This is a genomic window from Flagellimonas sp. 389 (assembly GCF_018449435.1).
Lineage (GTDB): Bacteria > Bacteroidota > Bacteroidia > Flavobacteriales > Flavobacteriaceae > Flagellimonas.
Map to the genome: position 1 here is coordinate 34,279 of NZ_JAHCMU010000021.1, position 12,412 is coordinate 46,690.

Below are 12,412 nucleotides of genomic sequence, written 5' to 3' on the forward strand. Positions count from 1 at the left end.
CCATAAACGTTAAACCTAAAGTCTAACTTCTTATTTTTATCATACGTAGCCAACCCATTATGATTAAATTTTTTCGACGCTTACGAAAGAAATCATTTGTTGAAAACAAATTTTCAAAATATCTGCTATATGCCATTGGTGAAATTGTGCTTGTGGTGATAGGTATTTTGATAGCGTTGCAAATCAACAATAGAAGTGAATTCAAGAAAGAGCGGAAGCAGGAAATATTGCTGCTCAGTAATTTAGCGAATGAAATTGGTTTGGATATTCGACAGATCGAGAACAATACAAAATTATCGACCGAAAGATTGACAAGGCTTGACAGTGCCATTCATTTACTGGAAAATCCTACGAACATAGATAAATCTTCCTTTATCTCTAAGTCATTTGAATTCGTTTTTGATAATTACTTTAAAAGCAACAGTGGCATATTCGATGAAGCGGTGTCTTCAGGTAAAATGAGTTATATTCAGAATGAGCAATTGCGACAAGATATCTTTGATTATTACCGCAATGCCAATGAAAGTGATAATGACGGTACCACCCGCCAAGTGACGGACGAATTGATTACCCCAATTTTTGTGGAAACCTTGTTCATGAACCCAGAAGGATTCGCCACCTTGGGAATGAGCGTCCAAAATATCGCCGATTTGGAAAGTATAGATTTTAATGTACTTAAAGGAAATAGGGATTTTTGGAAAATGGTACTCTTAAAATTTGGAAGCAATAGGGAACAAATGGTGCGATGGGAGCGAATAGCACTGCAAGCACAGGATGTGAAGCAGCAAATAAATAAGGAATTATCAATTTTAAATAATTAAATTCTCGAGAACAAATATTTAATCAATGGACTTCGAAAACAAGAATGTATTGATAACAGGTGCTTCACGCGGAATAGGAAAGGCTACTGCTATCGCATTTGCAGAAAAGGGGGCAAATGTTGGCATCAACTACAAAAGTAATACAGATACAGCAGAAAAGGCAATGGCCAAACTCGCCGGAAGCGGTCACTACATATTTCAGCAGGATATTGTGGAGAATGACGGTCCTGAAAAACTCATTAACGACTTTGTCTCGCATTATGGCAAATTGGACATTTTGGTTAACAATGCGGGCATCTCTATTTTTCATACAATTGATGAAGTTGATTTTGACCATTGGACATCAGCTTGGGAAAACACCTTCAAAACTAATCTTTTCGCAGTTTCAAATTTGTGCTATTGGGCTGCAAAAGCCATGATGCAAACAGGAGGCGGCCGTATTGTAAATGTTTCTTCTAGGGGTGCTTTTAGGGGAGAGCCAACCAAACCGGCCTACGGTGCTAGCAAAGCTGCATTGAATTCCATGAGCCAGTCTTTGGCAAAAGCATTGGCGCCCCATAAAATCTATATTGGTGTTGTGGCCCCCGGTTTTACCGAAACAGAAATGGCCGCTGTAACCTTGACCCCTGCCGAACGGGAAAACCTGCTTAGGGAATCTCCTTTTCAGCGTATGGCACAGCCAAAAGAAGTAGCTCATGCCATACTTTTCTTAGCTTCGGAAGGTGCTGAGTATTCTTCAGGAACAATTATTGATGTTAATGGGGCTTCTTATTTAAGGAGTTAACTTTGCATTATGAAAGCAGCTACCGTTGTCCAAATTAAAAAAGAGCTTCAACATCGAAATCCTGAGGAGTTATTGGAATTATGCCTTCGCTTGTCAAAATTCAAAAAAGAAAATAAAGAGTTATTGACGTATCTCTTGTTCGAAGCAGATAATGAAGAAGGGTATGTCCAGACCGTTAAGTTGGAGGTTGATGCATTGTTCTCTGAAATTAATACCAACAGTTATTTCTACATTAAAAAGAGTGTTCGAAAAATCCTTAGAAACCTCAAAAAGTATATACGTTACTCAGGAAACAAGGAAACAGAAGTGGAACTGTTGCTATATTTCTGTCAAAAACTCAAAGACTTTAGGCCTTCCATAGAGAGGAACACAACCTTGACAAATCTATATGAGCGACAACTAACCTATCTACAAAAAAAAATCGCTCTACTGCATGAAGATTTACAATATGACTACGGATTATTGCTAGAAGAATTAAAGGGTATATAGGCAACCTTTTAGTAAAAAAATACGTCTCTTCTTATAAAGACCATCAAACCTTTCGTCTATGGAAGCCAATAAGAGAACAGCCCGTATTGCCGGATTAATCTACTTTTTAGTTGTTATAACCGGAATTTTCGGTTTACTGTATGTCCCATCTCAACTCATAAGCTGGAAAAATCCTGCTGAAACAATAGAAAACCTAAAATCCTCAGAGTTTTTGTTTCGCATGGAAATATTGACCGGATTACTATGCTATAGCTTCTTTTTACTATTACCATTGGTTTTATATGAATTGTTCAAGGGTATAAACAAGAATGTGGCGTTATTAATGGTTGTCTTGGCCGTCGTAAGCATTCCTATTTCTTTTGCCAATATGGTACATAAACTTGATATTCTTACGCTATTGAGTGGTGCTGAATATCTTGCTCCGTTTTCTCCTGAACAAATTCAAGCCCACGTTATGCAATCATTAAGGTCATATAATTATGGTAATTTAGTGGCACAGGTATTTTGGAGCCTATGGCTGTTCCCTTTTGGATATTTGGTCTTCAAGTCAGGTTTTTTGCCTAAACTTTTGGGTATTTTTTTAATGATAGGTAGTTGTGGTTATTTTATGGATGTTTGTGGCAGAATCCTTTTTTCAAACTATGGCGATTTCCTTATTTCCGATTACATTACCATACCTGCCAGCATAGGGGAAATTGGTACATGTCTTTGGTTATTGATTATGGGAATAAAAACAACTAAAGCTCAGTAAACACCAATTGAATTTAAAAGTTTACTCCTAAAAAATCAAATAGCTAGAACTTTAGAAAATCTTTCTTGGCCAAATCCGCTGCCGTTATAGTTTTACCGTTGATGCTCGTAGTATCCCAATCTTGGGTTATCTTCCAAGTGCCATCAATTTTTTTGAGCACAATATGAAACTGCCCATAGCTATAATTGGTCTCACCATTTTTGTCTGAAAACCCAATTCTGTAAAATCCTACTTCATATGATACAGTTTCATTGGTATGCCTACTATCGAACCAGAAGTCCAGCGCAATAGACATTCCATCTGCTTTATTTTTTTGAAACCGCTCCAGATTTCCGGATTTAAAAGTATTCTCGGTATCAATTCCTTGTGGGGTTACTCTTAGTACCTCATCTGCATATATTGCATTGAGTGCTTCACCGTCCAAGGTTTCAAAAGCTGTTTTGAAAGGTTTCCAAACTTCCATATCGATTTCATCTTGAATTGTATTTTTGGCAGTCTGGGAATAGCCAAAAAAAGCAGTGAACATAAAGAGTATCAAAATCAACTTGCGCATAATTCAATCTTTTAGAATGTACTTTATTGTTACCCTAGTCCTACATCAAGAGTCATCATAATGATAAAACCTCCTATGAAACCCATCGTAGCTATATCTGTATATTTATCTCTTTGGGTCTCTGGGATTACTTCTTCCACCACAACAAAAATCATGGCTCCTGCCGCAAAGGAGAGTGCATAGGGTAAAATAGGTTCAAAGGTGAGTACTGCCCAAGCTCCCAAAACGGCTGCAACGGGCTCAACCATTGCCGAAGCTTGCCCAAACATAAAGCTTTTGGCCCTGCTCAATCCCTGTCTACGAAGTGGCATTGCCACTGCAAAGCCTTCTGGAAAGTTTTGTAAGCCTATACCTAAAGCCAGTGCAACTGCCCCACCAATCGTTGCACCATCAAAACCAGCGGCAACGCCTCCAAAAAGTACTCCAACAGCCAACCCTTCTGGGATATTATGCAACGTAATTGCTAAAGTCAACAAGGTTGTTCTATGCCAAGGTGTTTTTACCCCTTCGGCTTCACTTTCCTTAAAATTTATATGTAGATGGGGAAGTATTTTATCCAAACCAAAAATAAATGCTGCTCCCAACAGAAATCCTACTGCCGCGGGAATCACTTTTACAAAGCCTTCTCCTTTGCTCATTTCAATTCCTGGTGCAAGCAGGCTCCAAAAACTCGCTGCCACCATGACGCCTCCCGTAAAGCCAAGCATTCCGTCCAAAACCGCTCTATTCATGCCCTTAAAGAAAAAGACTAAAGCTGCTCCAGCAGCTGTTAATCCCCACGTGAAAAGTGTAGCATAAAAAGCTGCCAAAATGGGGTTTATACTTTCAAAATATTGGATTACTTGTTCCATCAGTCGTTCTTTTTAACATAAAGGTTAGATGCTATTTGATGGGATATTTGAAGCTCTTTACCCTCCATTTTTATATGCAGGGATTCATCAAAATCTTCTCTTTCCAAAACTTCTATCGTTTTGCCCAGTGCAATATTGTACTTGTCCAAAAACTTCAAAAAAGCAGAGGAAGTATCCTTCACTCCTACACAAACTCCCTTGGTATTTATTGGTAGCTCGCTCAATAATTGTTTGTCCCGTTCTAAAAAGATTCCATCCTTTGTGGGGATAGGATCTCCATGGGGGTCATATTTTGGAAAGTCCAGAAGCTCGTCTAGTTTGTCGATCAACTTCTCACTTTTAATGTGTTCCAACTGTTCGGCCACTTCATGTACTTCATCCCAAGAAAAATCTAATTTTCTTACTAAAAAGACTTCCCATAAACGATGCTTTCGTATGATAGAAAGCGCTGTTTTTATTCCAAAATCGGTCAAGGAGACTCCTTGGTATGGCTGGTAATTTAAAAACCCTTTGTCCGCCAATTTTTTGGCCATATCCGTTACGGAAGATGGCTTTGTTTCCATCTGTTCGGCAATAGCATTGGTGGCGACAAGCGTAGGGGTATTTCCTCCTAAATGAAAGATGGCTTTGATATAATTTTCCTCAGAGCGGGTCATAAGAATATTTTTTCAAAAATACATTTTTATTTATAAAAACAAATTTTTAGACGTCTCTAAATTCACTTTTGCTATAATGTCAAAAAAATATTATTAAATAAAAGTATAGGCATAAGTCACAGAGGAAAGCTATGTTTGTTAAAGAACTAAGGTAATTGGAATACATTCATTCTTAACGAATAGTAAACAACGCATTATGATTGCACGTATATGGCATGGAACAACTAAGGCAGAACACTACCAAGAATACACCGCCTTTATGAAATCCAAGGCGATACCGGATTATAGAAAAACAAAAGGTTTTATAAAGCTTTCCTTTTTGAGAAGGATTGAAAGGGATATTGCACATTTTAACTTAATAACCTATTGGGAGAGTCTTGATGTTATCAAAAATTTTGCAGGTGATGATTTTGAAATTGCCAAATACTACCCACTTGATAGTGAATACTTACTGGAATTTGAAGAAAAAGTGACGCATTATGAAGTTTTTGCGGAGTAGAACTTTCCATTCCTTATTTTTGATGAATGCCTAACTACGATTACATTATTATTGGCGCTGGAGCTTCGGGGCTTCTATTGGCCAGCGCTTTTGGAAAAGATGACTTTTTTTCATCCAAATCCATATTGATAATTGATAAAGATGATAAGACCAAAAATGACCGTACTTGGTGTTTTTGGGAGAAAGGCAGTGGTAAATTTGATGAACTCATATACAGAAAATGGCCAAACATTTTTTTTGCCGGTAAAAAGCTAGCGCTTTCAACACCATTGCATCCGTATTGCTATAAGATGCTTCGAGGAATCGACTTTTATAACCAATATATAAGTGAAGTCAAGAATTCTGCGAATGTTACTTGGCTGCACGACAAGGTCATCGATATTCAAGACAACGAAAATGATGTAACGGTCGTTACCGAGACCGAGAGCCATACCGGGGGAAAAGTCTTCAATAGCCTCTTTGATTATAAACAAGCCAAAAACCAAAAAAAATATCCTGTTCTACAACAGCACTTTGTAGGCTGGTTCGTTAAAACAGAAAAACCGGTCTTTAAACCGGATGAAGCGACCTTTATGGATTTTTCAATTCCACAGAAAGGAAACACACGTTTTATGTACGTGCTTCCTTTCTCAGAAAACGAAGCACTCTTGGAATACACCTTGTTTTCCGATACTCCACTTGAACGTTCGGAATATGAAAAAGGTATCATGGATTATCTGGAAAATAAATTGGAATGCCCCAACTATACTATTTTGGAAAAGGAAAGCGGTAATATACCCATGACCTGCTATGAATTCAACAAACATAATTCCAATCGTATCTTACACATTGGTATTGCTGGAGGATGGGCCAAACCAAGCACAGGGTTTACCTTTTACAATACCAACAAAAATGTAGCTGCATTAATCAATCATCTAAAAAAGAAAAAGCCGTTAAAGCAATTTGCTAAAAAGGATAAATTTTGGTTTTATGATTTGTTGCTATTGGATATTCTTCACAAAAACAATCACTTGGGGCAATCTATATTTGAATCACTTTTTAAAAGGAGAAAAGCGTCGCTCATTTTAAAATTTTTAGATAACGAAACCTCATTCTGGGAAGATTTAAAAATTATGTCGGCACCCAAACCGCTTCCATTTATAAAAGCACTTTTAAGCAGGATTTTTTAAACTGTCCGTTTCATAAGGTTTTCACCAAACTTTTTCAACACCTGTTTATTCGATTCTGAAATATTGATAGCGTTCAACGCATCAAAAGCTTTCTGGGTATAATCGGATATGGCAATGTTGGTCTCCTCAACGGCACCACTTTCCAAAAAAATCGATTTTACTGTCTCAATTTTAGAAGCGGCTTCTTTTGGCCTAATGGAATACAGGTGCATAAGACCTTCTTTTTGTTCTTTTGGTGCCAGCTCAATTGCTTTTAAAACAAGAAAGGTCTTCTTGTTTTCTATTATATCTCCTCCAACCTGTTTTCCAAAAGATTCAGGATTTCCAAAAGCATCTAAAAAATCGTCTTGCAATTGAAATGCCAATCCAAGGTTTTTTCCAAAATCGTAAATGGCATTAGCGTCCTCTTGCGGAGCATTGGCGATTATGGCGCCCATTTTCATTGCAGCAGCAACCAAAACAGCTGTTTTGTATTCTATCATTTTTAGATACTCGGGAATGCTTACATCGTCCCGTGATTCAAAATCCACATCATACTGCTGTCCTTCGCAGACTTCTATTGCGGTTCTGCTAAACAAAGAAATCAACTCTTTAAAAACGTTGGGCGGATAGCTTTCAAAAAATTGGTATGAATTGATAAGCATGGCATCTCCTGATAAAATACCTGTGTTGATATCCCATTTTTCATGCACTGTGGTTTTTCCCCTTCTAAGTGGGGCATCGTCCATAATATCATCATGGACCAGTGAAAAATTATGAAACATCTCTACGGCCAATGCGGCATTCATGGCATCTTTGGACTTACCACCAAACAAGTCAGTTGTCATAAGTGTTAGTACTGGGCGCAGACGCTTACCGCCCAGCCCCAAAATATAGTTGATGGGTTCATAAAGGTTTTTAGGTTCTTTTGATTGGATTTCTTGGGCTAGGTGCGAAACAAATTGTACCCTGTAGTCGTCTATAGTTTTTGAGTTTGCCATAGGTCAAAAATACTGTCAATAAAGAAATGACAAACAAAATTTAAAAAAAGTTTATTTGAAAATGCAATAGATTTGAAAATGTTCGTCTTTACAATTGAAGACAGCAAACAGCCTTTTTTTGAATGGTTTCCAATAAAGACAATTATAAAAAACTTTCCACTTTTTTTAGTGAAGAATACAGTTCTTTAAGAGGGTATGTACATTCAAAAATAACGGATACCACAGAACGTGATGCAGAAGACATTATTCAAGATGTAGCGCTGCGCATATTTTCCAGGTCGGAAGATGCTTCACCCATAACCAACATTGCTGGCTTTGTTTACAACGCTATCAAAAACAGAATCATCGACATTATGCGGACGGGAAAAAGGGTAAGACAAGAAAATGATGAAATTGACAGACTTTGGGCCGACTTTGCAGAATTATTTTATAGTAATGCCGACAATGCCTATCCCCCAGGCTTAAAAAATGCCTTAAAATACGAGATAGAAAGCTTAAAGCCAGTCTATAGGGACATTATTCTAGCCATAGACTTTGAAGGATATTCCTATAGAGAAATATCGGAGCAGACCGGCATTTCGCAAGGTACGTTAATGTCCAGAAGGCATAGGGCACTATCTATATTATCAAAAAAATTAGAACAAGAAAAAACAAGCACATAAAAAATTTAGATTATGGAGAAACGAAAAAAATACGAGAGAAAAATAGAGAAGTATGTCACCAAAGGATTTAAAATACTGTTTATGATTTTGATTGGCATCATGTTCATATTTTTAATGGGCTATGTTCTTATGCTACTTTGGAATTGGTTGATGCCCGATATTTTTGGACTGAGCACATTGAGTTATTGGCAAGCAATGGGATTACTGGCATTGGCCAAAATAATCTTTGGTTTTGGCAACAAAGGTGGAAGCAAAAACCATAAAAAGAATAAACACCAAAGCAAACTTAAACGGTTTTGCGACTCTAAAGATGAATTTTCCGACTGGAAACATTACGATGCATTTTGGAAAGAAGAAGGTAAGTCTGCTTACACAGATTATGTAACCCGTAAACAAAAAGAAGAATGATCCCCAAAAAAAGACTTGCCTCCTTAAAGGCCAGAATGAGAAGCAATACAGGACATTTTTTCATGTATTCAAGAAAAAAAACGACAATTCAGTCCAAAATCAATTCGCACTTTCGTCTCTATAGTATTCATTTAGATATGAAAGCTGAAAATGAATAAGACGTTAAAAAAATGTAAAACTTTAGAAACTTTTTTTGTTTCTAAAGTTTCCATATATATTTTAGCGCCCTGTTATGCGAGAAAAAATTTTACACAAAGCAACGGAATTGTTTTTAAATCTGGGGTTCAAGAGTGTTACCATGGACGATTTGGCCAATGAAATGGGAATCTCAAAAAAGACGATCTACTCCCATTTTGACAATAAGACCAAATTGATAGAGGAAAGTACAATGGATTTATTCTGGTGTATTTCCAATGGCATTGACGAGATTCTGACCGATAAAAAAAACCCTATTGAGGAACTGTATGAAATAAAAAAGTTTGTGATGCTACATTTAAAAGATGAGAAATCGTCCCCGCAGCATCAACTGCGAAAATACTATCCAAAAATTTTTGAAACTCTAAAAAAGAAAGAGTTTGAAGTAATGCAAAAATGTGTGGTCGATAATATAAGACGAGGAATGGAAATTGGAATATACCGCGAAAATCTGAACATACAATTTGTGGCCCGCATTTACTTTTCGGGCGCGGTAAGCCTTGGCGACTTGGACCTTTTTCCGTCAACCATGTTCACAAAAATTGAACTCGAAGACTATTACTTAGAATATCATTTAAGGGGAATCGTAACCCCAAAAGGAAGAAAAATATTAAACTCAATCATCAACTCAAACCAAGAATAAATGCGAACAACAATTATTAGTCTACTTTTAATTTTGCCGTGGTTTTCACAGGCGCAAGAAAGTACAAATAGTTTTAGCCTAGACGAAGCTATTATATATGCACTACAAAACAACTATAAGGCCATCAATGCCGATAGGGATATTGTAGATGCCCAAAAACAAAAGTGGGAAACCATTGCTGGAGGATTACCCCAGATAGATGGTGCCGTTAATTATCAAAATCAGTTAAAGCAGCCTCAAGCGCAATTCCCATCAATTCTAATTCCTGAAGAATTTTTACCGCCAGGAGTTGTACAAGACCCTAATGTCTTTGTCCCTATAATATTTGGACAACCGCAACAAGTAACTGCAACCGCAACATTGAAACAACAGATTTTTGATGGCTCTTACATCGTTGGCGTACAGGCTACAAAAGCATTTTTAAGCTACAGTCAAAACAACAAGGAAAAAACGGACTTAGATGTTCGTAAAGCCGTAGTTGAAGCTTATGGCAATGTGCTTCTGGCTCAAGAGAGTGTTCTAATTTCAGAAAACAACAAGGCTACTTTAGAGAAAAATCTTTACGAAACCAAACGCATTTTTGAGAACGGTTTAGGAGATGAAGAAAGTGTAGATCAACTGCAGATTACCCTTTCTTCAGTTGAAAATCAACTTAAGAATGCCAAACGTTTGGAAAAGATTACGCTGCAAATGCTAAATCTAATGATGGGATTGCCCATAGAATCTCCAACAATTCTTACGGAAAACTTGGATGATCTGGCCCAAGAAAAAATAGATTTGGGATTGTTGGATACCGAGTTTAAGATGGAAAACAATGTTGATTTTAAACTTGCCGACAATTTAAATGAACAACGCTTTTACGAATTAAAATTGGCCAAAAGTAGAGCTTTACCTACACTTAATGCTTTTATTAACTATGGTGGACTATCATTTGGGGATAGTTTCACTTTTTTGGATAGCGGCCAAGAATGGTTTGGTTTTTCAACTTTTGGGGTAGATTTGAACATCCCAATTTTTAGTTCTTTTAAAAGAAGCGCAAGTACCCAAAGGGCAAAAATTGCTTTGGAAAAAGCAAAAACACAACTTACAGAAGCTGAGGAGCAAATTCGTCTTCAATTGGAAAATGCTAAAAGTGACTACATTTTGTCCATAGAAGAATACGGTACTTCAAAAGAAAACCTGAAACTTGCGGAACGAATCGAGAACAAGAACCAGATAAAGTATTCAGAGGGTATTGCTACCAGCTTCGAATTAAGACAAGCACAAACACAACTCTATACAACCCAACAAGAGTATCTACAATCCATGGTAGATGTAATCAATAGAAAAACAGAATTGGAAACCATATTGAATCAATAATCAAAAAAGAAAACCATACCATCATGAAAAAAATATTATATCTCGTACTCGCAATAGTTTTTCTATCCTCTTGTGGAGGTGGTGACAAAACCTCTGTTGAGAGTGTAATTGCTGGAAACGATTTGGCAACCATACGTACAAAACGAAGTGAAATCTCTGAACAGCAGAAGATTTTGGAAAATCAAATCCGTTCATTGGATTCCGTAATTGCTACTTTGGATGTTAATGAAAAACTGCCTTTGGTTACCACTATAAAGGTAAAGGCAGAAAAATTTGACCACTATCTGGAGCTTCAAGGTGACGTAATGACCAAACAAAATGTGCTCATCTATCCTGAAATATCTGGAACATTGAATCGGGTTTATGTCAAAGAAGGACAAAAAGTTTCCAAAGGTCAGTTACTAGCTTCAATAGACGATGGAGGTTTATCGAGCCAATTGGCACAAATGAAAACACAATCCGAACTGGCCAAGACCACTTTTGAGCGACAAAAGCGACTTTGGGAACAGAACATCGGTTCAGAGATTCAGTACTTGCAGGCAAAAACTACTTACGAAGCACAAGAAAGTGCTGTAAAACAAATGCAGAGTCAAGTTTCCAAGTCCAACATTAGAGCACCATTTTCAGGGATCATAGATGATGTTATAAAAGACCAAGGAACTGTAGTTGCTCCCGGTCCAGGTTCGGAAGTTTTTAGAATTGTGAACCTTTCTAACATGTATATAGAAGTAGAAGTTCCTGAAAGCCATTTACCCAATGTAACAGCAGGGAAAAATGTAAATGTCTATTTTCCAGTATTGGGAGATAGCGTTTCCACCAAGGTTAGGCAGACAGGCAATTTTATAAATCCAAGCAACAGGTCTTTTACTGCAGAAATACCAGTTCCAAGTAAAGATGGTAGAGTAAAACCCAACTTAACTGCAAGGGTAATGATCAATGATTATACAAATGAGAGTGCCATTCTGATTCCTCAAAGTATTGTATCTGAAAATGCAGAAGGAGAACAGTATGTATATGTGGTCGAGGGTGATTCGGTCTCCACTGATGCCATTGCCAAAAAGACCATTATTACAACAGGAAAAACGCAAGGAGACTTTGTAGAAGTACTTTCTGGAATAAATAATGGTGACGGCATCATCGATGAAGGTGCCAGAAGCGTAAAAGAAGGGCAAAAAGTGAAAATCAAAAAGAGCATTTAAGTCTTTAGTCGATAGTCCATGAATTCTATCCATTTCTCTTTTGAAGATTTAAAAGTGTATCAAAAAGCACTTGATTTTGTAGATGATGTATATGAACTCTGCAAAAAATTCCCAAAAGAGGAAACCTATCGACTTACATCTCAATTTATAAGAGCTTCCACATCTATTGCTCTCAACATTGCAGAAGGCGCTGGAGATACTAATGCCCAGTTCAATAGATTTTTACAAATTGCTATAGGGTCTATCAAAGAAAGTGTTGTTTGTATTACTATAGCACGTAGACAAGAATACATTTTAAGCAAAGAAGAAGTAAAAATGAAAAAACAACTTGTCGAATTGTCAAAAATGCTTGCCAGTCTTCAAAAATATCTTAAAAAAGAAATAAAAAACTAA

The 12,412-nt window shown here is 37.1% G+C and carries 16 protein-coding genes; 12 read left to right on the forward strand and 4 right to left on the reverse strand.

Annotation, left to right across the window (positions count from 1 at the left end; translation table 11 throughout):
- The first annotated feature begins 59 nt into the window (after positions 1 to 59).
- Genes KIM67_RS16675 through KIM67_RS16690 form a run of 4 tightly spaced genes read left to right on the forward strand, consistent with a single transcriptional unit; the run spans position 60 to position 2,845 of the window.
- The gene (locus KIM67_RS16675; protein ID WP_213832693.1) at positions 60 to 821 is read left to right on the forward strand and encodes a DUF6090 family protein; all 762 of its coding nucleotides are present in this window, start codon (positions 60 to 62) and stop codon (positions 819 to 821) included.
- Positions 822 to 846: 25 nt separating this feature from the next.
- Positions 847 to 1,605, forward strand: a complete 759-nt coding sequence (locus KIM67_RS16680; RefSeq protein ID WP_213832694.1) for an SDR family NAD(P)-dependent oxidoreductase — start codon at positions 847 to 849, stop codon at positions 1,603 to 1,605.
- A gap of 9 nt (positions 1,606 to 1,614) precedes the next feature.
- On the forward strand, positions 1,615 to 2,094 hold the full coding sequence (locus KIM67_RS16685; RefSeq protein WP_213832695.1) for a hypothetical protein: 480 nt from the start codon (positions 1,615 to 1,617) through the stop codon (positions 2,092 to 2,094).
- Positions 2,095 to 2,152: 58 nt separating this feature from the next.
- The gene (locus KIM67_RS16690) at positions 2,153 to 2,845 is read left to right on the forward strand and encodes a DUF4386 domain-containing protein (RefSeq protein ID WP_213832696.1); all 693 of its coding nucleotides are present in this window, start codon (positions 2,153 to 2,155) and stop codon (positions 2,843 to 2,845) included.
- A gap of 43 nt (positions 2,846 to 2,888) precedes the next feature.
- On the opposite strand, the gene KIM67_RS16695 is transcribed toward KIM67_RS16690, so the two are convergent.
- Genes KIM67_RS16695 through KIM67_RS16705 form a run of 3 tightly spaced genes read right to left on the reverse strand, consistent with a single transcriptional unit; the run spans position 2,889 to position 4,905 of the window.
- Positions 2,889 to 3,398, reverse strand: a complete 510-nt coding sequence (locus KIM67_RS16695) for a nuclear transport factor 2 family protein (protein ID WP_213832697.1) — start codon at positions 3,396 to 3,398, stop codon at positions 2,889 to 2,891.
- Positions 3,399 to 3,427: 29 nt separating this feature from the next.
- Positions 3,428 to 4,249, reverse strand: coding sequence for a ZIP family metal transporter (locus tag KIM67_RS16700; RefSeq protein ID WP_213832698.1), 822 nt, complete (start codon positions 4,247 to 4,249; stop codon positions 3,428 to 3,430).
- Positions 4,249 to 4,905 (reverse strand): metal-dependent transcriptional regulator, encoded by a 657-nt coding sequence (locus KIM67_RS16705; protein ID WP_213832699.1) that lies wholly within the window; start codon positions 4,903 to 4,905, stop codon positions 4,249 to 4,251. Before KIM67_RS16705 ends, KIM67_RS16700 begins: the two co-directional genes overlap by 1 nt.
- 196 nt (positions 4,906 to 5,101) lie before the next feature.
- Here KIM67_RS16705 and KIM67_RS16710 point away from each other — a divergent pair, with 196 nt between their 5' ends.
- A complete protein-coding gene (locus KIM67_RS16710) occupies positions 5,102 to 5,404 on the forward strand; it encodes an antibiotic biosynthesis monooxygenase (RefSeq protein WP_213832700.1) in 303 nt (100 codons plus the stop codon).
- Positions 5,405 to 5,430: 26 nt separating this feature from the next.
- Complete coding sequence (locus tag KIM67_RS16715; RefSeq protein ID WP_213832701.1) at positions 5,431 to 6,573, forward strand: lycopene cyclase family protein; 1,143 nt, start codon at positions 5,431 to 5,433, stop codon at positions 6,571 to 6,573.
- Here the strand turns inward: KIM67_RS16715 and KIM67_RS16720 are convergent.
- Entirely contained in the window at positions 6,570 to 7,553 is a 984-nt protein-coding gene (locus tag KIM67_RS16720; protein ID WP_213832702.1) for a polyprenyl synthetase family protein, read from the reverse strand. The genes KIM67_RS16715 and KIM67_RS16720 overlap by 4 nt on opposite strands.
- 122 nt (positions 7,554 to 7,675) lie before the next feature.
- Between KIM67_RS16720 and KIM67_RS16725 the strand changes: the two genes are divergently transcribed.
- The 6 genes from KIM67_RS16725 (at position 7,676) to KIM67_RS16750 (ending at position 12,412) form a co-directional block, all read left to right on the forward strand.
- The gene (locus KIM67_RS16725; RefSeq protein WP_213832703.1) at positions 7,676 to 8,215 is read left to right on the forward strand and encodes an RNA polymerase sigma factor; all 540 of its coding nucleotides are present in this window, start codon (positions 7,676 to 7,678) and stop codon (positions 8,213 to 8,215) included.
- Between the two features lie 12 nt (positions 8,216 to 8,227).
- Entirely contained in the window at positions 8,228 to 8,623 is a 396-nt protein-coding gene (locus KIM67_RS16730) for a hypothetical protein (protein ID WP_213832704.1), read from the forward strand.
- A gap of 232 nt (positions 8,624 to 8,855) precedes the next feature.
- On the forward strand, positions 8,856 to 9,461 hold the full coding sequence (locus KIM67_RS16735; protein WP_213832705.1) for a TetR/AcrR family transcriptional regulator: 606 nt from the start codon (positions 8,856 to 8,858) through the stop codon (positions 9,459 to 9,461).
- On the forward strand, positions 9,462 to 10,820 hold the full coding sequence (locus KIM67_RS16740; protein ID WP_213832706.1) for a TolC family protein: 1,359 nt from the start codon (positions 9,462 to 9,464) through the stop codon (positions 10,818 to 10,820).
- A 23-nt stretch (positions 10,821 to 10,843) separates the two neighbouring features.
- Positions 10,844 to 12,019, forward strand: coding sequence for an efflux RND transporter periplasmic adaptor subunit (locus tag KIM67_RS16745; protein WP_213832707.1), 1,176 nt, complete (start codon positions 10,844 to 10,846; stop codon positions 12,017 to 12,019).
- A gap of 18 nt (positions 12,020 to 12,037) precedes the next feature.
- A complete protein-coding gene (locus tag KIM67_RS16750; RefSeq protein ID WP_213832708.1) occupies positions 12,038 to 12,412 on the forward strand; it encodes a four helix bundle protein in 375 nt (124 codons plus the stop codon).

Excerpts from the sequence above, each read along its gene's own strand:
- KIM67_RS16680 (WP_213832694.1), top strand. The coding sequence starts at position 847 with ATGGACTTCGAAAACAAGAATGTATTGATAACAGGTGCTTCACGCGGA.
- KIM67_RS16690 (WP_213832696.1), top strand. The coding sequence starts at position 2,153 with ATGGAAGCCAATAAGAGAACAGCCCGTATTGCCGGATTAATCTACTTT.
- KIM67_RS16705 (WP_213832699.1), bottom strand. The coding sequence starts at position 4,905 with ATGACCCGCTCTGAGGAAAATTATATCAAAGCCATCTTTCATTTAGGA.
- KIM67_RS16730 (WP_213832704.1), top strand. The coding sequence starts at position 8,228 with ATGGAGAAACGAAAAAAATACGAGAGAAAAATAGAGAAGTATGTCACC.
- KIM67_RS16715 (WP_213832701.1), top strand. The coding sequence starts at position 5,431 with ATGCCTAACTACGATTACATTATTATTGGCGCTGGAGCTTCGGGGCTT.
- KIM67_RS16710 (WP_213832700.1), top strand. The coding sequence starts at position 5,102 with ATGATTGCACGTATATGGCATGGAACAACTAAGGCAGAACACTACCAA.
- KIM67_RS16745 (WP_213832707.1), top strand. The coding sequence starts at position 10,844 with ATGAAAAAAATATTATATCTCGTACTCGCAATAGTTTTTCTATCCTCT.
- KIM67_RS16675 (WP_213832693.1), top strand. The coding sequence starts at position 60 with ATGATTAAATTTTTTCGACGCTTACGAAAGAAATCATTTGTTGAAAAC.
- KIM67_RS16740 (WP_213832706.1), top strand. The coding sequence starts at position 9,462 with ATGCGAACAACAATTATTAGTCTACTTTTAATTTTGCCGTGGTTTTCA.
- KIM67_RS16700 (WP_213832698.1), bottom strand. The coding sequence starts at position 4,249 with ATGGAACAAGTAATCCAATATTTTGAAAGTATAAACCCCATTTTGGCA.
- KIM67_RS16735 (WP_213832705.1), top strand. The coding sequence starts at position 8,856 with ATGCGAGAAAAAATTTTACACAAAGCAACGGAATTGTTTTTAAATCTG.
- KIM67_RS16685 (WP_213832695.1), top strand. The coding sequence starts at position 1,615 with ATGAAAGCAGCTACCGTTGTCCAAATTAAAAAAGAGCTTCAACATCGA.
- KIM67_RS16725 (WP_213832703.1), top strand. The coding sequence starts at position 7,676 with ATGGTTTCCAATAAAGACAATTATAAAAAACTTTCCACTTTTTTTAGT.
- KIM67_RS16750 (WP_213832708.1), top strand. The coding sequence starts at position 12,038 with ATGAATTCTATCCATTTCTCTTTTGAAGATTTAAAAGTGTATCAAAAA.
- KIM67_RS16720 (WP_213832702.1), bottom strand. The coding sequence starts at position 7,553 with ATGGCAAACTCAAAAACTATAGACGACTACAGGGTACAATTTGTTTCG.
- KIM67_RS16695 (WP_213832697.1), bottom strand. The coding sequence starts at position 3,398 with ATGCGCAAGTTGATTTTGATACTCTTTATGTTCACTGCTTTTTTTGGC.